This is a genomic window from Streptomyces sp. NBC_01788, assembly GCF_035917575.1.
GTDB lineage: Bacteria > Actinomycetota > Actinomycetes > Streptomycetales > Streptomycetaceae > Streptomyces.
The window spans coordinates 739245-758361 of the sequence record NZ_CP109090.1 but is presented as its reverse complement, the minus strand read 5'-3'; the positions used below and the strand labels follow the sequence as shown (position 1 = coordinate 758361).

Annotated in this window: 15 protein-coding genes, 2 pseudogenes and 1 riboswitch; of the genes and pseudogenes, 10 read left to right on the top strand and 7 right to left on the bottom strand. The window is 71.9% G+C overall.

Features of this window, described 5'->3' with window-relative positions; all coding sequences use genetic code 11:
* Nucleotides 1-6: 6 nt before the first annotated feature.
* Nucleotides 7-1683 (bottom strand): FAD-dependent oxidoreductase, encoded by a 1677-nt coding sequence (locus OIE49_RS03595; RefSeq protein WP_326801031.1) that lies wholly within the window; start codon nt 1681-1683, stop codon nt 7-9.
* A gap of 469 nt (nt 1684-2152) precedes the next feature.
* On the opposite strand from OIE49_RS03595, the gene OIE49_RS03590 reads away from it, so the two are divergent.
* Both OIE49_RS03590 and OIE49_RS03585 read left to right on the top strand, forming a co-directional pair.
* Complete coding sequence (locus OIE49_RS03590) at nt 2153-4117, top strand: HelD family protein (RefSeq protein WP_401738481.1); 1965 nt, start codon at nt 2153-2155, stop codon at nt 4115-4117.
* A 178-nt stretch (nt 4118-4295) separates the two neighbouring features.
* Nucleotides 4296-5168 (top strand): universal stress protein, encoded by an 873-nt coding sequence (locus tag OIE49_RS03585; RefSeq protein ID WP_326801029.1) that lies wholly within the window; start codon nt 4296-4298, stop codon nt 5166-5168.
* A gap of 1 nt (nt 5169) precedes the next feature.
* On the opposite strand, the gene OIE49_RS03580 is transcribed toward OIE49_RS03585, so the two are convergent.
* The 3 genes from OIE49_RS03580 to OIE49_RS03570 all read right to left on the bottom strand — a co-directional run bounded on the left by OIE49_RS03580 (nt 5170) and on the right by OIE49_RS03570 (nt 7816).
* A complete protein-coding gene (locus OIE49_RS03580; RefSeq protein ID WP_326801028.1) occupies nt 5170-6408 on the bottom strand; it encodes a DUF4032 domain-containing protein in 1239 nt (412 codons plus the stop codon).
* Nucleotides 6409-6418: 10 nt separating this feature from the next.
* Nucleotides 6419-7165 carry an MBL fold metallo-hydrolase gene (locus OIE49_RS03575; RefSeq protein ID WP_326801027.1) on the bottom strand — a complete coding sequence of 249 codons (747 nt, stop codon included), beginning with the start codon at nt 7163-7165 and terminating at the stop codon, nt 6419-6421.
* 99 nt (nt 7166-7264) lie between these two features.
* Nucleotides 7265-7816, bottom strand: coding sequence for an HAD-IC family P-type ATPase (locus OIE49_RS03570; RefSeq protein ID WP_326801026.1), 552 nt, complete (start codon nt 7814-7816; stop codon nt 7265-7267).
* 20 nt (nt 7817-7836) lie between these two features.
* A riboswitch (M-box (ykoK) riboswitch) is annotated at nt 7837-8008 on the bottom strand.
* Between the two features lie 477 nt (nt 8009-8485).
* Between OIE49_RS03570 and OIE49_RS03565 the strand changes: the two genes are divergently transcribed.
* The 4 genes from OIE49_RS03565 (at nt 8486) to OIE49_RS03550 (ending at nt 12174) form a co-directional block, all read left to right on the top strand.
* Entirely contained in the window at nt 8486-8791 is a 306-nt protein-coding gene (locus tag OIE49_RS03565; protein WP_326801025.1) for a hypothetical protein, read from the top strand.
* 52 nt (nt 8792-8843) lie between these two features.
* On the top strand, nt 8844-10301 hold the full coding sequence (locus OIE49_RS03560) for an LCP family protein (RefSeq protein WP_326801024.1): 1458 nt from the start codon (nt 8844-8846) through the stop codon (nt 10299-10301).
* A 159-nt stretch (nt 10302-10460) separates the two neighbouring features.
* Nucleotides 10461-11828: a hypothetical protein gene (locus OIE49_RS03555; RefSeq protein ID WP_326801023.1), complete on the top strand. Its 1368-nt coding sequence runs from the start codon at nt 10461-10463 to the stop codon at nt 11826-11828.
* A gap of 79 nt (nt 11829-11907) precedes the next feature.
* The gene (locus OIE49_RS03550; protein ID WP_326801022.1) at nt 11908-12174 is read left to right on the top strand and encodes a hypothetical protein; all 267 of its coding nucleotides are present in this window, start codon (nt 11908-11910) and stop codon (nt 12172-12174) included.
* A gap of 125 nt (nt 12175-12299) precedes the next feature.
* Here the strand turns inward: OIE49_RS03550 and OIE49_RS03545 are convergent, their stop codons facing one another.
* The gene (locus OIE49_RS03545; RefSeq protein ID WP_326801021.1) at nt 12300-12755 is read right to left on the bottom strand and encodes a hypothetical protein; all 456 of its coding nucleotides are present in this window, start codon (nt 12753-12755) and stop codon (nt 12300-12302) included.
* A gap of 289 nt (nt 12756-13044) precedes the next feature.
* Between OIE49_RS03545 and OIE49_RS03540 the strand changes: the two genes are divergently transcribed.
* Nucleotides 13045-14001 (top strand): LLM class F420-dependent oxidoreductase, encoded by a 957-nt coding sequence (locus OIE49_RS03540; protein WP_326801020.1) that lies wholly within the window; start codon nt 13045-13047, stop codon nt 13999-14001.
* A 24-nt stretch (nt 14002-14025) separates the two neighbouring features.
* Nucleotides 14026-14601: a cysteine hydrolase family protein gene (locus OIE49_RS03535; protein ID WP_326801019.1), complete on the top strand. Its 576-nt coding sequence runs from the start codon at nt 14026-14028 to the stop codon at nt 14599-14601.
* 160 nt (nt 14602-14761) lie between these two features.
* Here OIE49_RS03535 and OIE49_RS03530 read toward each other — a convergent pair.
* A pseudogene (locus tag OIE49_RS03530) lies at nt 14762-15046 on the bottom strand (plasmid stabilization protein); the annotation flags it as partial.
* Nucleotides 15047-15335: 289 nt separating this feature from the next.
* On the opposite strand from OIE49_RS03530, the pseudogene OIE49_RS03525 reads away from it, so the two are divergent.
* Nucleotides 15336-16386: pseudogene (locus OIE49_RS03525) on the top strand (RNA-guided endonuclease InsQ/TnpB family protein); the annotation flags it as partial.
* A gap of 133 nt (nt 16387-16519) precedes the next feature.
* On the opposite strand, the gene OIE49_RS03520 reads toward OIE49_RS03525, so the two are convergent.
* Nucleotides 16520-18280 (bottom strand): glycoside hydrolase family 15 protein, encoded by a 1761-nt coding sequence (locus OIE49_RS03520; protein WP_326801018.1) that lies wholly within the window; start codon nt 18278-18280, stop codon nt 16520-16522.
* A 193-nt stretch (nt 18281-18473) separates the two neighbouring features.
* On the opposite strand from OIE49_RS03520, the gene OIE49_RS03515 reads away from it, so the two are divergent.
* Nucleotides 18474-19100 carry a TetR/AcrR family transcriptional regulator gene (locus OIE49_RS03515; protein WP_326801017.1) on the top strand — a complete coding sequence of 209 codons (627 nt, stop codon included), beginning with the start codon at nt 18474-18476 and terminating at the stop codon, nt 19098-19100.
* Nucleotides 19101-19117: the final 17 nt, after the last annotated feature.

Genomic DNA, 19117 nt, shown 5'->3' with positions numbered 1-19117 from the left:
ACCCGCTCACGACTGCTCCAGGTAACGGTGGACGAGCAACACGGCCATGGCTCCCTCTCCGACGGCGGACGCGACCCGCTTGGCGGACTCCGCCCGCGCGTCACCGGCGACGAACACGCCGGGCACGTTGGTCTCCAGGTGGTACGGCGGCCGGTCCAGCTCCCACCCCGGTGGCGGCCGCCCGTCGGCGGTGAGGTCGGGCCCGGACAGGATGAACCCGCGCCCGTCCCGCAGCACCGTGCCGTCCAGCCAGTCGGTCCGCGGCGCCGCCCCGATGAACACGAACATCCACTGCGCGTCGACGAGTTCGCTCTCCCCGGTGACGGTGTCGCGCAGGGCCAGCTTCTCCAGGTGGCCCGAGCCGTGCGCGGCGTCCACGACGGTGCCCGTGCGGACCGTGATGTTGGGGGCCTCGTCGATCTGCTGGATCAGGTAGTACGACATCGACGCCGCGAGCGACGCCCCGCGCACCAGCAGGGTCACCGACTTCGCGCCCCGGGCCAGGTACATCGCCGCCTGCCCAGCGGAGTTGGCGCCGCCGACGATGTAGACGTCCTGCCCCTGGCAGGAGGGCGCCTCGGTCAGCGCCGAACCGTAGAACACCCCGCAGCCGGTCAGCTCCTCCACACCGGCCGCCGGGAGCTGCCGGTAGGACACGCCGGTCGCCAGGATCACGCTGTGCGCGGAGACCGCCGAACCGTCGGAGAAGCGCACGCTCCGCGCCGCCCCGCAGATCTCAAGGCCGGTCACCTCGCGCGCGGTCAGGATCTCCGCGCCGAACCGCGTCGCCTGCCGCCGGGCCCGGTCGGTGAGCTGGGCGCCGGAGACGCCGTCCGGGAAGCCGAGGTAGTTCTCGATCCGGGAGCTCTGCCCCGCCTGGCCGCCGGTCGCCGAACGCTCCACGAGCACCGTCCGCAGTCCCTCGGAGGCCCCGTAGACGGCCGCGCCGAGCCCGGCCGGGCCGCCGCCGACCACCACCAGGTCGTAGAACTCGGCCGCCGGTGTCGTCGCGAGCCCCACGTGGGCCGCCAGCTCGGCCGGCTCCGGTTCCAGCAGCGGGGTGCCGTCCGGGGTGACCACCAGCGGCAGCCGCTGACCGTCCTGCCCGGCCGCGGCCAGCAGCCTCCCGCCCTCCGGTTCGTCCGAGGAGTACCAGCGGTACGGCACCTGGTTGCGGGCCAGGAACTCCCGCACCTGGGAGGACCGCGCCGACCAGCGGTGCCCCACCACCTTCGTGCTCGGCACCGGCCGGTGGTCGCTGCTCCGCCAGACCTGGAGCAGGTCGTCCAGGACCGGGTACAGCTTCTCCTCGGGCGGGTCCCAGGGCTTGAGGAGGTAGTGGTCGAGGTCGACCACGTTGATCGCGTCGATCGCCGCGTCGGTGTCCGCGTACGCGGTCAGCAGCACCCGCCGGGCGCCCGGATGGATGTCCAGGGCCCGTTCGAGGAACTCGATGCCGTTCATCCGCGGCATGCGGAAGTCGGCCAGGATCACGGCGACGGGATCGCCCCGAAGCTTCAACTCGCGCAGCGCGTCCAGCGCGGACTCACCGGACTCGGCGCGCACGATCCGGTACGCACCGCTGTAGCGCCGCCTGAGATCGCGGGCGACGGCGCGGGACACCCCCGGATCGTCGTCCACGGTCATGATGACGGTCCGCGCCTGCTCCTGGGCCTGTGTCATGCGGCTGTCACCCCGCGTGCTCGGGGATGGGCGTCCCGGTGCGCCCCCGTCGCCACCGCGCCGGCTCCTGCCCATCGTATGTGCGCCCGTCCCGTTTCGCTGCCTTGCGCCGGGCCGGGAGCGCCGGCGCCGGCGGGCCCCGGAAAGCCCGGGTTTATTGGACGCGCGACGCGCCCGTCGTCATTCAGTGGGCAGAGCAATCAGCGATATACGGAACGGCGGAATGCCTGATGCGTCATACGGCCAGCCGTCATGAATTCGGTCGTAGGGACATGGCTTCACCAAGTAAGTCAAGACTTATCTTGAGGGAACTCTGACCGTATGGTGTGGCTCGAATCGAAGGAGCCCCCTGTTGTCGGAAATGAATGATTCCGCTGTGCGTGCGGTCGAATCGGAGCAGGATTATGTGTCCTCCTTGTATGAGTTGCTCACCGAGCGGATTTCCGAGGCGCGAGTACACCGAGCGAGTGTGCTGAAGGCCCCGGCGGACAGCGCCGGTGAGGCATACGAGAGAGAAATCGCCGCCGAGCGTCTGACCAAGGAAATCGGCCGGCTGGAGGGCGCCGAAAAGGGGCTGGTCTTCGGGCGCATCGACTGGACGGACGGCACGGCCCTGCGCATCGGGCGGATCGGACTGCACACGGAGGAGGATGACCTGCCTCTGCTCGTGGACTGGCGCGCGAACGCGGCGCGCCCCTTCTACGAGGCGACACCGGTCCACCCGATGGACCTGCGGCGGCGCCGGCACCTGCGCCTCGAGGAGCGCACGGTCATCTCGGTGAGCGACGAACTGCTGGACGGGACCGCGCCGACCGACGAGGACGTCGTGGGGGACGGCCCGTTGACCGAGGCTCTGTCGGCACGGCGCACGGGCAGGATGCACGCGGCCGTCGCGACGCTGCAGGCCGAGCAGGACGAGATCGTCCGCTCCGCCCACCGCGGGGTGACCGTGGTGCAGGGCGGGCCCGGCACCGGCAAGACGGTGGTCGCCCTGCACCGGGCGGCCTATGTCCTGTACGCGTTCCCGCGCGCCGCGGAGGAGGGTGTCCTGGTGGTGGGCCCGAACGCCCGGTTCCTCGACTACATCTCCCAGGTCCTTCCCTCGCTCGGAGAGAACGACGTCGTTCTGGCGACCTGCCGGGAACTGGCCGGAGTGTCCACGGACACGGTGGACCCGTTCGACACGGCGCGCCTCAAGGGCAGCTCCGACCTCGCCGACGCCTTGGCCGGCCTGCTGCGCGTCCACCAAGCCCCCGCCGGTGACTTCACCGTGCGGGTCGGACAGGAACTGGTTCACCTGTCCGGCGAGGAAGTCGCCACGGCACGCGACGCCGCCGTGGCAGCCGCACCGGGGCACAACCCCGCGCGCCAGGTGTTCAAGGAGCTCTTGGTCGACGCCGTCACCGACGCGATGCGACGAGACATGGGCGACCTCCTGGAGCAGATCGACGCCGATGCCGAAAGGATGACGGGCATGGACCTCGACCGGTTCACGGGAGCGGCCCAGCGTCGTGCCGAAGGTGCGGCCGCCCCAGGTCCGGTCCACGAGCTGGACCTGGACGCCGTCCGAGCAGATCTCCTCGACGACGCCGGCGTCGACCGGGCGGTCGAGGTGTTGTGGCCGCGGCTGGTACCCGGCGACCTCGTGAAGGGGCTCCTGACGAACGCCGGCGCTCTCGCCGAGCGCCTGCCCCGCCTGACCGCGCAGGAGCGGTCCCTTCTGCTGCGCGGTCCGGACGACCCGTGGACCGATGCCGATGTGCCGTTGCTGGACGAGGCGGCGAGCCTGGTCGACGGCCCCTTTGAGCGGACGTACGGGCACGTCGTCGTCGACGAGGCGCAGGAACTGACCGCCATGCAGTGGCGGATGATCGTCCGCCGCTGCCCGGCAAGGGCGATGACGCTGGTGGGTGACTTCGCCCAGGCAGGGCCGGTCGCGACAGCACGCGACTGGAAGGAAGCACTGAGCCCCCACGTCGGACCGCGGTTCAAACTGCACAACCTGACCGTCAGCTACCGCACCACACAGGAGATCCTGGAGAGCGTCCGGGACCTGCTCACGCGGATCGCTCCGGACCAGAAACCCACACGGTCACTGCGAAGCGGTGAGCGCCCTCGCACCGTGACCACACCTACGGACGGGTTGGTCACCGCCGCCGTTCAGGAACTCCGCGCCCAGAGCACCGCGCACCCGGGCGAGCTTCTGGGAGTGATCTGCGCGGACACCAGGGTGAGCGAGCTGACGGCCCGGGGCATCGCTCACCACGCACGCATCGTGCCGGCGTCCGAAGCACGCGGCCTGGAATTCGACGGGGTCGTCGTGATGAACCCCGAGGAAATCATCACGGCCCGCCCCGGTGGGGAAAGGGACTTGTACGTAGCCCTGACCCGGGCCACCAAGCGCCTCTGCACAGTCACCGTCCAGCCCGCCTGACGACTCGGCGCCCGCGCCGTCGCCACGAGCGCACCCGGCGCGGTACAGACACCGGCCCGCGCGCACGGGGCTGCTCGCCGCCTCACCGCTCGTGGCCGCACCCACCGCCCGCTCCGGTGATCGGCCGGTGGGGGAGACTGGACCGGGAACCGGCTCACCACACAGGGAGGAACACGGCATGACGCGCCCGATCACGGTAGGGGTGGACGGATCGGAGGAGAGCCTCGCCGCACTGGCGTGGGCGGCACGGGAGGCCGAGCGCCGCGGGCTGCCGCTGCGTGTGGTGCGGGCCTGGCGCCACGAGGTGCACGACGCCTTCGACGTGGGCGACCGGGACACCCAGCAGGCGTGGCTGCGCGAGTCGGTCGCCGAGGCCGCGAGGACCGTCACCGAGCGCCACCCGGGTCTCGACGTGACCGCCGACGCCCTGGAGGACGATCCCGTGCCTGCTCTGCTCGGCGCGGCGGCCGAGTCGGAGACGCTGGTGCTCGGCTCGCGCGGACGGGGTGTTCTCGTCGGGTTCCTGGTCGGCTCCGTGGGACAGCAGGTGATCGCCGGCACCGAGCGGCCGGTCCTCCTGGTGCGCGCCGGGGACCGCCCCGCCGCCGAGGCCGCGGGCCGGGAGGTCGTCGTGGGCCAGCAGGGCGCCCCCGAGGACAGCGCGGCGGCCCTGGAGTTCGCGTTCACGACCGCCGCCGCGCGCGGCGCCGGGGTGCGGGCGGTACGGGCCTGGACGCTGCCGCCGGTCTTCGCCTACAGCCCCGGCTCGCTCCGGCTGCTCGACGAGGCCGGCGGCCTGGAGCCCTACGAGCGCAAGGCGCTGGGCGCGGCGCTTCAGCCGTGGCGGGAGCGCTTCCCGGACGTCCCCGTCGTCGAGCACGTGGAGATGGGCAGCGCGGGCCAGGTCCTGCTGGCCGCGGCCGAGAACGCCCAACTCCTGGTCGTGGGACGCCGGGCACGCCGGACGGCGGTGGGAGCGCGCATCGGCTCCGTCGCGAGCGGGATGCTGCACCACGCCGGCTGCCCGGTGGCGGTCGTCCCGCACCCGTGACTCACCCGGACGTCGTGCCCGGGGCCTCGCGCGCCCCGGGCAGGACGTTGCTGACGTAGTCCTGCACGGCGGTACCCAGGCCGATGTCGTGCTGCGCCTGCTCGGACAGGTACCAGCGGTGCTCCAGCAGCTCGTGGTAGAGCTGGGCCGGGTCCATGGCGCCGCGCAGCTCGGACGGCACCGCCCGCACGGTGGGGCGGAACACCTCCCGCACCCAGCGGTGCGCCAGCACCTCCGGGCGGGCGGCGTGCGGACGCCCGGCGCCGGGAGCGTAGTCGTCCTGGGTGGCCATCCAGCTCTCCAGGTCGTTCAGCAGCCGCCGCGCCTGGTTCTCCTCGGTGTCCAGGCCGGTCAGGCGCAGCAACTGCCGCTGGTGGTGGCCGGCGTCGACGACCTTGGGCACGAAGGTGACCGTGTCGCCGGTGGCGGAGCTCTCGATCTGCATCTCGGCCACGTCGAAGCCGAGGTCGTTCAGCCGTCTGATCCGGCGCTCGATGTAGTGGTACTTGCCGGCCGGGTAGACCGAGGTACGGGTCAGCTCCTGCCACAGCCCCCGGTAGCGGGCGCAGATCTCGGTGCCGAACTCGATCGGGTCCACCGAGGGGTGCAGCGCCCCCGACGCCTCCAGGTCGAGCAGCTCGCCGCTGATGTTGACGCGGGCCAGGTCGAGGTCGTACTCCCGCTGCCCGGGGCTCAGCCGCCGGTGCAGCTCGCCGGTCTCGGCGTCCACCAGATAGGCGGCGTACGCGCCGGCGTCGCGCCGGAACAGCGTGTTGGACAGCGAGCAGTCGCCCCAGGCGAACCCGGCCAGGTGCAGCCGCATCAGCAGGACGGCCAGGGCGTCCATCAGACGGTGCATGGTGGCCGGGCGCAGCGTGGTCTCGAACATCGAGCGGTACGGCATCGAACCGCCCAGGTGCCGGGTGATCAGCACCGGTTCCAGCGGCTCGCCCGCGCCGTCGGTGCGGCCGGTGACCACGCCCAGCGCGTCCACCGCGGGGATGCCGAGCCGGTCCAGGTCGCGCAGCAGCTCGTACTCGCGCAGCGCCGGGCGTTCGGCGAGTTCCTTGACGGCGATCACCTCCTCGCCGGCGCGGGCGTAGCGCACCACGTGCCGGGAGATGCCGCGCGGCAGCGGCACGAGGTACTCCTCGGGCCACTCCTCCAGCGGTGTCCGCCACGGCAGTTCGAGCAGGAGCGCGGGGTGCTCCGGGTTGGTGGCGCTGATCTGCAAGCCCATGGCAGGAACCCTAGAGGGCGCGTTCCCGGGCCCGCAGCGCCGCCTGCCGCACCGGGCCGCGGTGCACGGGGCCGTGGCCGGGCAGCAGCAGGTCCCCCTCCAGGTGTTCGAGCCGGTCCAACGAGTCCAGCGCCTGGGCGCGTTGGTGGTGGAACATGTCGGGCAGCAGTTGCGGTCCGGTCAGCCGCGAGGTGGGGTGGCCGCTGACCAGGGCGTCGCCGGAGACCACCACGCCGGTGTCCGGCAGGTGGAAGACGGTGTGGCCCCGGGTGTGGCCGGGCGTGTGCACGGGCAGGGGCCGCCCCGGCAGGTCCAGTGGTCCCTCGGCCGGGAACGGCTCGGGCGCGGCGACCGGGACGTGGGCGGTGCCGCCGAGGCGCAGCGCGTGCACCGCCCAGGGCAGCACGCCGGGCCGCCAGCCGTTGCGCAGCACCTGCCCGACGGTCACCTGGTGCAGGAACTCCCTCCGGGCGTGCGGCAGTTCGGCCTCGTGCAGATGTACCGGGGTGCCGTGGGTGAGGCGCAGGTACTCGGCGGAGCCCAGGTGGTCGTTGTGCGCGTGGGTGAGCAGCACGGCCGCCACCGCCTGGGGCGAACTTCCCACCGCTGTCAGTGAGTCGAGCAACTGCTGCCGGTCGGCGGGGTAGCCGGTGTCGATCAGCGTGGCGGAGTCGCCCTCGGTCAGGATCACCCAGTTCGTGCTGCTGCCGTGCACCAGATAGGTGCCGTCGGCGACCTGTTGGACGTCCGCGCGCATCTCGCTCCTCGTTCCCGGGTGACTGCCCGACGGGGGACAGCCAACCAGATGGGTCCGGGGGCAGTGCAAGCGCGGCCGCGCACAGTGCCGGTGGGCAGGTCACAGCCAGCTGTCGAACCGCCGGATGAACCAGGTCTTCACCAGCTGGGTGAGGACGCAGTACGCCAGCAGTGTGCCGATCAGCCACGGGAAGTAGCTCATGGGCAGCGGCTGCAGGCCGATTCCCTGTTCGAGGACGGTGAGGTCCTTCTCCAGCAGGATGATGTCGGCCGACTCCTTGGCTATGTCGACGGCCGTGTCGACGGAGATGCCGACGTCCGCTTCGCGCAGCGCGGCCGCGTCGTTGATTCCGTCGCCGAGGAAGCCCACGGTGTGGTCGTCGTGCTGCAGAGCGCGGACGATACGTGCCTTCTGCGCCGGGTTGACCTTGGCGAAGACCGTGGTGCGGGCCACGAGTTCGGTCAGCCGGCCGTCGTCGAGGCCGTCGATGACGGCTCCGGTGACGACCTCGCCCACGTCGATGCCGACGTCGGCGCAGACCCGGGCGGCGACCAGTTCGTTGTCGCCGGTGACGACCTTGACGGTGATTCCCTTGTCGGCGAGGGCGCGCAGCGCCTGCCGGGGCGCGCGGTGCGCCGTACGACTCGGCAAGGAGCGACCGGGCGGATCCCGGCTCACCCCAACTCGTCAGAGCTTTGGCACTCCACGGCGTGATCCCCTCGCGGGGAAGCCACTTGGGGTCACCCCTTGGTTCGGGGAGACCTGTCCTGATCCGGAGCGTCTCTCGACGGGTGGGATCAGTGGCCTGTGTCCGTGAAGACGCCTCACCGAACGAGGTGCCTGCTGCCTTCGAACGTCCCACATGGTAGCCCACTACTTGCGTATGAACGCAACTAGTTCTCCGAACCGGTCGGGAAAATGCCCGCATTTGGCACAGTTGAGAGGCGTAGCGACCTCGGAATGATTGCTCACTTGCGCGACCGTGCAACTATTGGCGCCACTTCTTCGTCTCACGGGTGGCAGGGCGACGATGTCGACGACGACCGGGACCCGTCGCCGCATTCCAGGATCAGCGAGAGCGGACGTATGCGTGATCAGCAGGAACGGACCGTCGGTGCCGTCGGTACACAAGGGCGGAGCCGCCCGCCGGGGCAGGCGCGAGTGATCGAGCAGCGCGGTGCCGGGGGGCGCGCGCCGTCCCGGGGTGCGTCGCGCAGGCGGCGTCCGCAGCGAGGAACAGGTGGCGCGTCCCGGGCCGGCGGGCCCGGGATCGGCGTCGCCGCCGCGGCACTGGCGGGCCCCACGCTGCTGGGGGCGGCGGTGGATGCCGTCACGGATCACGGTCCCGGCTGGGGCGTGGTGTCCGGGGCGACGGCAGGCGCACTCCTCGCGGCTCTGCTGGCGGCCCGCGGTCGCTTCCTGGGGTGGGTGGCCCCGCTGCCGGTTCTGGCCGTGGCCGTCGTCACGGCCGGATGGGCGCTGACATCCGGCGGTCCGCCTGCCACGCGACTGGTGCGCTGGGCCGTGGAGGCGTTCCCGGCGATGGCCGCCGCGGAGTGTGCCGTGCTCGTCGTCGTGTCGGCGGTGGCCGTCCTCCGGACCGGTGTGGGGAGGGCCCGTGTCTGAGTCCACGGGGCGCCGTCGGCGCCGCGCCGCTGTCCGCGGTGGGCGAAGGTCGTTGGGGATACGCACGCTGCGCGTGGTGGTGTGGACGGTCTCGTCGGCCCTGCTGCTGGGATGCGGAGCGACCTGGTACGCGTACCACACCCTGATCAATGGGCTCACGACGTCCGACGCGCTGGACGCGGTGCGCAAGAAGGCGCCTCCGCGCCTGGACAACGCCGTGAACCTGCTGCTGATCGGCCTGGATTCGCGCAAGGACATGAACGGCAACGACCTGCCCCGGAAGTTCGTGCAACGCGAACTGCACGCCGGATCCAGCAGTATCGGCTACTACAACACCAACACCCTGATCCTCATCCACATCCCCGCCGGTGGCGGCAGGGTCCAGGCGTTCTCCATACCCCGCGACGACTACGTGCAGACCCTCAACGGGGACGGCTCCGTGCAGGGCCACTTCAAGATCAAGGAGGCCTACGGCAACGCCTACACCGGCGCCCACGACAAGTACGCCCGGCAGGGGGTCAAGGGTGCCGAGCTGGAGGCCAGGAGCCGTGAGGCCGGACGCGAGGCGACGCTGGCGACGGTGCAGGACTTCAGCGGCGTGCCCATCGACCACTTCGCCGAGGTCAACCTGCTGGGTTTCTATGACATCGCCAAGGTCCTGCAGCCCATCACGGTGTGCCTCAACCACCCGGTCGAGGACCGCTATTCGGGAGCGGACTTCCCGGCGGGCGTGCAGCGGCTGAACGCCCGGCAGGCCCTGGCCTTCGTGCGTCAGCGGCACGGCCTGGACGCAGGGGACCTGGACCGCACCCGCCGGCAGCAGGCCTTCATCTCCAGCGTCACCCACCAGCTCAAGAGCCAGGGGGTGTGGAGCAGCCCGTCCAAGCTGCAGGGCCTGTTCGACGCGGTGAAGAAGGACATCGTCCTCGACAGCTCCTGGAACGTCCTCGACTTCGCCCAGCAGGCCACCAACCTCACCGGCGGAAACGTCGTGTTCCACACCCTGCCCATCGAGGGCTTCGCGACCCGCAACGGCCAGGAAGTCAACCTGGTCGACCCGGAGAAGATCAAGGCGATGGTGCGGCAGGAGTTCGGCGCGACCCCGTCGCCGACCGCCACCGCGGCGGGCGCCGCCAAGGTCGCCCCCGCCACCGTCGACGTACACAACGGAAACGGCGCCGAGGGCGAGGCCTCCGCCGCGCTGTCCTACCTGGCCGGCCTCGGCTACACGGCCGGTACGACCGGCAACGCGGCAGCGCAGCCCGCCACCACCGTCGCATACGGCCCCGGTGCTCAGCAGGCGGCGCAGCAGATCGCCGATCGGTTCAAAGCCGCTGCCCCCGCCGCCGGTTCGGCTGTGCCCGTCGGCCATGTCCTGGTCACCCTGGGCGAGAACTTCGCGCTGCCCGGCCCGCGGGCATCGTCACCCGCCGCAACGGAGTCCGGCTCGTCGTCGCCCGCCGACTCGGGTCCCGCCGTGAAGGCGGGCGGCGTGCCGTGCGTCAACTGAGTCGCTGACGCTCGTGCCGAACTCCGCCTGCGCGTAGTGCCGTCTGGCATACTTCTTCTATTGCGCAATTGAACAAGTGTTGGGGTTCGCTCGTTCCCTCCGCACACCGACGTGGTTCCGGATGCGGGGCGGTCGCTCCCCCACAAGGAGGTCTCATCCATGCCTGTTTCGCCACGGTCTCGCTTCGCCCGGGCCCTCGCCGCCGTGGGTGTGACAGCTCTTGTGGGGCTTGCCCCGCCGGCCTTCGGCGCGCCGTCGGCCGCGGACGCCGGCACGGGGGCCGTGGCCGACGCGTTCAAGAAGGGGCCGGTGTACGTCGACCCGCGGGCCGCGGGGGAGTTGCCGAAGTCCGCCGCCGACAAGCTCGCTGCGAAGATCGAGGCCGCGGACAAGCCGGTCTTCGTCGCGGTGCTGCCCCGGTCCGCCGACTATCCGCAGGCGTCCCTGATGCCGGACCTGCGCTCACTCACCGGCATCAGCGGGGTGTACGCCGTGCGCCTGGGCGAGTTGTTCAACGCCAAGGCGGACCATCAGGTGCTGTCCCAGAGCGCCGTCGACAACCTCCGGGGAGCGGTGCAGCGTTCCTACGCCTCGGACGCGGAGACACAGCTGAACGTGTTCGTCGACCAGGCCGTCAAGCAGGCGAAGGGGCACGCCCCTGCGTCCTGGAAGGACAGCGGTGAGGGCGGCTCCGGCAGCGGCGGGCTGTTGGTCGGCGGCCTGCTCGCGGCCGGGGCGGCCGGGGGCGGATACGCGCTGTACCGGCGGGCGAGGAAGCGGCGGGAGACGGAGCAGAGGGAGTTGGAGGCGCTGCGGGTGGTGGTGGACGAGGACATCACCGCCTTCGGCGAGGAACTGGACCGGCTGGCCTTCTCCCCGTCCGAGCCAGGGGCCACCGATGAGATGCGCAACGACTACTCCCACGCTCTCGACGCCTATGAGCTGGCCAAACAGCAGATGGCCGCCGCGGTCAGGCCGCAGGACGTGCAGCCGGTGACCGCCACGCTGGCCGACGGCCGCTTCGCCTTGGCCACCCTGGCCGCCCGCCGCGGTGGAACCCCCCTGCCCGAGCGTCGTGTGCCCTGCTTCTTCGACCCCCGTCACGGTCCCTCGGCCGACGATGTGAACTGGTGCCCGCCCGGCGGCGTGCCGCGGATGGTCCCCGCCTGTGCGGAGGACGCCGCCCGTGTCACCCAGGGCGGGCAGCCGATGACGCGCATGGTCGACACCGGCCAGGGCGCCCAGCCGTACTGGAACGCCGGCCCGGCGTACGCGCCGTGGGCCGGCGGCTACTTCGGCGGCGCGGGCGCGGTGGTCGGCGGCCTGCTCGCCGGCACGCTGCTGGGCAGCCTGCTCAGCGCGCCCTCCGCCTTCGCCGGCTCCGGCGACGGCGTCCCGTCCGCCCCCGATCTGCCGGACGGCGGCGACTTCTCCGGGGCGGACTTCAGAGACTCCGACTTCGCGGGGGGATTCGACGGTGGTCTCGGGTCGGACGGCGGCGGTGACTTCGGCGGCGACTGGGGGTGATCGCACGACCCCCTCGGGGGACAAGCGGTCACTTGCCCAACAGGGCGACAGGGGCGAGAGATTCGGGAGGAGCGGAGCCATGCCGGGCACAACCACGGCCGAGGGCCTGCTGGAAGAACTGGCCGGGGGATGCCCGTCGCCGCCGGAAGCGCAGGTCCGGACCACCTACCGGCCGGTCGAGGTGGGTGACGGGGCCGGGTGGACGTGGCCGGGCACCGTCACCGGATGGTGGACCGGCCCGGACGGGGGCACCATGTGCCGGCTGAGGCTGTCGGGGTGCGCCTCTTCACGCTGGGTGGACTTCGACCCCGACCGGATCGCCCTGCTGGTCCAGGGCGGCACCTGACGCCTTCCGCTCCGACCGGCGGCGAGTTCCGCTGTCGCTTCCGCCGGTTGAAGGCGCTCCGGGGTGCCGCGTCCGGATCCCGTGGGCGCTGCTGATCCCTCACGGGACGGCGCCGGCGGCCGTGGTCAGTCCCGCAGGCGGGCGGCAGCGGCGTCGGTCAGCAATCGGGCCAGCTCCGCGGACAGACCCAGGTGGCGTACGAGCCAGGCGGTGTCATGGCCGCGGGCGGCGTAGGCCCACGCGATGCAGAGGTGGTTGAGGGAGGGCGCGCTCGGCCCCAGCAGAAGGGGCCGGACCGCTTCCATGGGGAAGCCCTCCAGGGCGCGGGAGGTCAACGACGACTCGTCCATCACCTCGAGAACGCGGCGGCGAGCTTGCCGAGTGGCCTTGCGGTCCGCGCGCAGCACCACTGCGAGCAGGGCGAACGCCGTGACGGCCGCTCCCAGCAGGGCGCCGCTGATGACCGGACGGTACGCCGCCGGGGCGGTGGCCAGGACGGTCATCTCCAGCGTGGTGAATGCGAGCACGCCGAGGACGGCGGTGCCGGCGCCGTCGCGCGGGTGCGGCAGAGCCTTCATCATCAGCCCTCCTTCCCTCTTTCCGTGCGACGGAGGCGTGCGGCAGTGCGCACTTCGGCGCGCTGGAGCGCATGGGACGGGACGACGAGGCGCCTCCTGCCGCCGTCCAGCAGCATAACCCCGTACTTGCGTGATCGCGCAAGTATGAGGTGCTGGGCTTCCTGCTGGCAGCGCGCCGGGCCGGTGGCAGCGCCGTGCCGGCGGTTCCTGCGGCCATGACGTGCGCCACGGCCCGTTCCGGGTACTCGGGAACACCGTCGCAGAGCCGAGGAACGATCGGTCAGGAGCACTGATGGCTGACTTCGGATACTTTCTGTCGTCCGAGGAGCACAACCCGGCAGAACTCGTCGAACAGGCCAGGATGGCCGAGCAGGCCGGCTTCACCTCCCTGTGGATCTCGGACCACTACCACCCGTGGAACGACCGCCAGGGACAGAGCCCGTTCGTGTGGTCGGTGGTGGGTGCCCTCTCCCAGGCGGTCTCCCTGCCGGTGGAGACGGCGGCGACCTGCCCGCTGGTGCGCACGCATCCCGCCGTGATCGCGCAGGCGGCCGCCACCAGCGCCGTCCAGTTCGGCGGCCGGTTCCGGCTGGGGGTCGGCACCGGTGAGGCGCTCAACGAGCACATCCTGGGCGGCCCGTGGCCCGAGACCTCGGTGCGCCTGGAAATGCTGGAGGAGGCGCTCCAGATCATCCGGAAGCTGTTCACCGGCGAGCAGACCAGCCATCGCGGCAAGCACTACACCGTGGAGAACGTCCGCCTGTACACGTTGCCCGAGCAGCCGGTGCCCATCGACGTCTCCGCCTTCGGCCCGCAGGCCGCCGAGGCCGCCGCGCGGATCGGGGACGGCCTGATCACGACGAAGCCCGACACCGCCCTCGTCGAGCGCTTCCGGCGCGGTGGCGGCGGCACCAAACCGGTGTGCGGTGGGCTCAAGGTGTGCTGGGGCACGGACCCGCAGGAGGCCGTGCGCACCGCGCACCGGCTGTGGGCCAACGAACAGCTTCCCGGGGAGCTGCCGCAGGTCCTGCCCACCCCGCGGCACTTCGAGCAGGCGTCCGAGCTGGTCACCGAGGACCAGGTGGCGTCGGCCGTCCCGTGCGGCGACGATCCGGAGGCTCATGTCGAGGGGCTGCACGCCTACGTGGAGGCCGGGTTCGACACGGTCTACGTCAGTCAGATCGGCAAGGACCAGCAGGGCTTCTTCGACTTCTACCGCACGAAGGTCCTCCCACAGCTCCGCGACTGACCGACGTACGAGGTGGTGGACGCGGTGCCCGGGCCCACGGACCGGGGGAGGCGGCAGGAGGGACGCGCGCTCATCGTGATCGACATGATCAACACGTACGACCACGAGGACGCCGAACTGCTCGTGCCCTCCGCCCGCCGGGTGGTTCCCGTCGTGGCGAGCCTGATCGGTCGGGCACGCGCCGCCGACGCGCCGGTGATCTACGCCAACGACAACTTCGGCCTGTGGCGCTCCCACCACGGTGAGCTGGTGGAGACCGCGCTCGCCCGGCCGCATGCCGAACTGGTGGAGCCGATACGGCCCGACGACGACTCGCTCTTCGTGGTCAAGGCCCGCCATTCGGTCTTCTACGAGACGCCCATGTCCTATCTGCTGTGGCAACTGGAGATCGGGAACGTGGTGCTGTGCGGTCAGGTCACCGAGCAGTGCGTGCTCTACTCCGCCCTGGACGCGCACATCCGCCATCTGTCGGTCACGGTGCCGAGGGACGCCGTCGCGTCCATCCACCCCCAACTGGCTGCGGCGGCCCTGGAGATGATGGAGCGCAACATGGGCGCCAGGATCGTCACGGCCGGCGGAGTGGACTTCACGGCGTCATGACACCGCCGCGTCCCGCATGCGTTCAGGACCGGGCTCAGAACTGCGCGGCGAGCGCGGCGCACAGCACCGCGATGCCGAGGGCGAGCCAGGCCAGATAGTCGCCGAGGCGTCCAGAATGCAGGTGGCGCAGGGCCTGGACGGCCCGGGTGGCGGGGTGCCGCCGGCCGTGGATGTCGCGCTGCCTGGCCTCGTTGTAGAGCTGGTCGTAGGTGGGGCCCCGGGCGCCGCTGTGCGAGCGCTGCCCGCCGCGGCGGGAGGAGGACATGTCCTGGACCGACGTGCGGCTGGCGGTCCTCGACTCCCCCTGCCGGGCGCGTTCCTTGTTCACGGTCCGGGCGGCGATCTCCTCGGCGCGCCCCACCTTCTCGCCGCGCTCCAGCGGGCTGTCCTTGATGTGCTCGTACTGCCGTTCCCGCTTGGGGCTCGATCCGCGGGGCTTGGTCACCCGATCTCTTGCGAGGAGGGCCCGGCGTTCACGCCGGGTTGGGGGTACCTCCCGCTTGAGGGGGAGAATCGCATCCTGTGACAGCGGCGCGGAACGCGGCCGCATCCGGATTCCGGGGCTCGGAGCGCCCTGACGGCCTGCCCGGCGGAGCCGGACGAAGGCGAACGCGTGTACCGGCATTCGCTGAGCGGGGTGACCGCATCAGGAGAGGGGTGTGGTTGTTCGGGTGTCGTGTGTACGGTCGCATGGCGAGTGTCGGTGATTGGGACAAGTGCCGGGGGTGACAGGTATGGGAGCGGGGGAGGCTTACGGGGGCGGACGTGCTCGGTACACCTACCGGTTGCGGGTGTCGGTCACGGCCCGGGCGGGGCTGGAGGCGGAGTGGGGACGGTGCCGGTGGGTGTGGAACGAGTGCGTGGCCCGTTCCAGGAAGGCCCAGGCCGAGGGTGAGGAGTGCGGTCCGGCCCGGCTGGACCGGATGCTGACCCGGGCCCGTACCGTCACGCCGTGGTTGGCCGCGGGTGCCTCGGTGCCGCAGCAACAGACCGTCCGTGACTTCGCCGCATCCCGCGCGAAGGCCCTGAAGGACATCAAGAACCGGCTGCCGCTGAAGCGGCGGGCCGGAATGCCCCGGCACAAGAGGAAGCACGGGACCGGCCCGACACTGAACTACACCCGGCGCGGGTTCCGGGCGTCTGCATCTGGCGGGCGGGATCGTTCTGACTGTGGTGTGGTCCCGTCCCCTCCCGGCCGAACCCTCCTCGGTGCGGGTGTACGGCGACGGCCTCGGCCGTTGGTACGCCTCGTTCGTCGTCCCCGCACGTATCGAGCCACTCCCGTCGACCGGTGCGGTGATCGGCGTCGACTGGGGCGTCCGGGAGACCGCCACCACCACCTCCGATGCCCACGACCTCCCCCATCCCCAGCACGGTCGGAGGGCGAAGGAGAAGCTGGGCCGGTACGACCGGATGATGGCCCGCCGAAGGCCGAAGAAGGGGCAGGCCGCGTCGAAGGGGTACCGGGAGGCGAAGCGGTGGCGGGCGAAGGCGTATGCGAAGATCGCCCGGCAGCGGCAGGACACGGGGCGCAAGTGGGCGAAGAAGGTGGTGCGCGACCATGACGTGATCGCGGTGGAGGACTTCCGGCCCAAGTTCCTCGCCAGGACGTCGATGGCCCGCAAGGCGGCGGACGCCGCGATCGGTGCCACCAAGCAGGCCCTGATCGAGATGGGCCGCAAGCACGGGCGGGATGTGCGTCTGGTGCATCCCGTGCACAGCACCATGGACTGCGGATCGTGTGGAGCGAGAACCAAGCACGCACTGCCGCTGTCGGAACGTACCTAGGAGGCGGCCTGAGCCAGGAATCCCCTCCCCTTCGAGGGAGGGGGGCAGTCAAACGCTCCTGTCCTGTGCTCGGCCGATGCCCACGGGCAAACGAGGATGCGAGGAGGGGGCGGGCGTGGTCGTGGACGGCTCAGCCCGCCCCGGCCAGCGTGGTGGCGGCCTCCAGGAGCAGCGCGTGGACGAACGCCTGCGGCAGGTTGCCGCGCATCTGGCGCTGGGCCACGTCGAACTCCTCCGCGTACAGGCCAGGGGGGCCGCAAGCGGCACGGTTGCGTTCGAACCAGCGCACCGCCTCCACGGCGTCGCCCTGCTGGTGCTCGGCCAGGGCCATGACGAACCCGCAGAGCAGGAAGGCCCCTTCGGCGTCCTGGAGCGGTCGCGTGCCGTGGCGGAAACGGTAGACGAAGTGGTCCTGGACGAGGTCGGCGCGGACCGCGCGCAGGGTGGCCGTGGTGCGGGGGTCGTCGGCAGGCAGGGCGCCGCGGATGGCGGGTAGCAGGAGCGCCGTGTCGACACGGGGATCGGACGGGGAGCGTTGCCAGCGGCCGGACGGATGCAGGCTGTCGGCGGCGGTCTCGGCGACGATCCGGTCCGCGAGCGCCGCCCACCGCGCTGCCGCCCCGGCGCTGCCCGCGGGCGCCGCCGACGCGGCGGCACGCAGCCCTGCCGCGCAGATCAGCCGGCTGTGCGCCCAGCGGTCCTTGTGCAGTTCCCAGATCCCGGCATCCCCGTCCCGGTAGTGGGCCTCGATGGCGTCGGCGGCGATGAGCGCGGCGCGCCAGGCCTCGGCGCCGATGCGGTCGTGGCGGACGCCGGCCGCGATCAGCAGCAGGCTCTCGCCGAACACGTCCAGCTGGAACTGACGGTTGACCCGGTTGCCGACCACGTCGAAGCCGCCCGGGTAGCCGGGCAGGTCGAGGGTGCGCTGGTCGGGCACCGGCCCACCGGTCGCGGTGTAGGCGGGCGCGAGGCCGGGCCCGTGTTCGATCAGGCGCTCGGTGACGAACCGCAGCGAGCCGTCCAGGAGTTCGTACGGGCCGGTCGCCGCGGCGGACTGGCCGATGTAGGCCTGGTCGCGGATCCACACGTACCGGTAGTCGTAGTTACGGCCCTCCTCGGCCCGCTCCGGCAGGCTGGTCGTCGCGGCGGCCACGGTGCCGCCACCCGGGCCCGACATGCCGCTCAGCACCGCGTACGCGTGCCGGGCGTCGCGCACGCCCAGCGCGCCGCGCAGGTCGGGCACGCGCGCCGCCCATCCGGTCCCGGTGGCCCGCCACAGCCGGTCGGCCGGCTCGGGTGCGGGAAGAGGCCGGTCCGAGAGCTCCAGCACCAGGTCGTGGTGGGTGCCGGCGGCCAGGCGCAACTCCGCGTGCAGCCCCGGGTGGTCCGGGCCCGCCGGTTCGGCGCCGGGCGCGCCCGTGAACCGGACGTACAGCTCGCCCGCCCGGCCCGTCCACCGGCCCTCCTCGTCCCGGCGCGGCTCGCTCAGCGGACGCCGGCCGAACCCCGCCGCGGGGTAAAGCCGTACGCCGACCCGGGCGTCCCCGTCGACGGCCATGACCCGGCGCAGCACCGTGACGCGGTGCGGATCGCCGGGGACGGCGAGGGCCTCGCGGCACTCGACGATGCCGCCGGTCGTGATCCAGCGGCTGCGCCAGATCAGCCCGCCCTGCTCGTAGTAGCCGCCGTGCACGAACGGCTCGGCGGGCGTGACGGTGTACCAGCCGGGGCCGCCGATCAGGGCGGCGAAGACGGCGTCGCTGTCCCAGGCGGGCGCGCACATCCACACGATGTCGCCGCGCGGTCCCACCAGGGCGCCGCGTTCGCCGTCCGCGAGCAGGGCGTAGTCGCGCAGCGTGTGCGGGGCGGGTACGTCGCCGGACGAGTTCACTGTTCCCACTCCTTCCCGGTCCCGGCGCGCCCGCGGTACCCGGTCGGCCGCCGTGTCGTGAACACGGCTCATCGGCCCGACTGACCACGGGCGCCGCGGTGAAACCTCGCTCCCCTCCAGAGGCTCCTTTCCGCGGCCCTTTCGATACATCAATGCATCGGATACATTCATGTATCGAACAGGGGGTGGCGGCATGACGGTCGGGGGCACGGAAAAGCGCGTCACCCGGCGTCGGCAGCGAACACGGGCCAACCTGCTCGACGCCGCCTTCACGGTGTTCGCCGCCAAGGGCTTCGGCCGGGTGTCGATCGAGGAGGTCTGTGAGGCCGCCGGCTACAGCAGGGGCGCCTTCTACTCCAACTTCGCCACTCTCGACGAGTTGTTCTTCGCCCTGTACCGGGACCGGGCCGAGCTGATCGCCGACCAGGTGGCCGGGGCGCTCGCCCTCGACGGCCCGGACCTCGACGTGCCCGCCGCCGTCGACCGGGTCACCGACGTGCTGCTCCTCGACCGGGACTGGCTCCTGGTCAAGACGGACTTCCTGGTGCACGCGGCCCGCGACACGGCCGTGGCGCAGACGCTGCTGGAGCACCGCGCGCGGCTGCGCCGTGCCGTCGCCGACCGGCTCTCCCGCGCCGGCACCCCGCTGCCCGCCGTCCTCGGCGGCGCCGACGGCGCCGCCCACGCGGTCGTCGCCGCGTACGACGGAGTCACCACCCAACTGCTGCTCGACAGGGACGTCGAGGGCGCCCGCGCCTGGCTCGGACAACTGCTCACGGCGCTGCTCACCGACGGCGGCACCCCCGTACGGACGAACTGAGGAAGGGAACGGTCGCC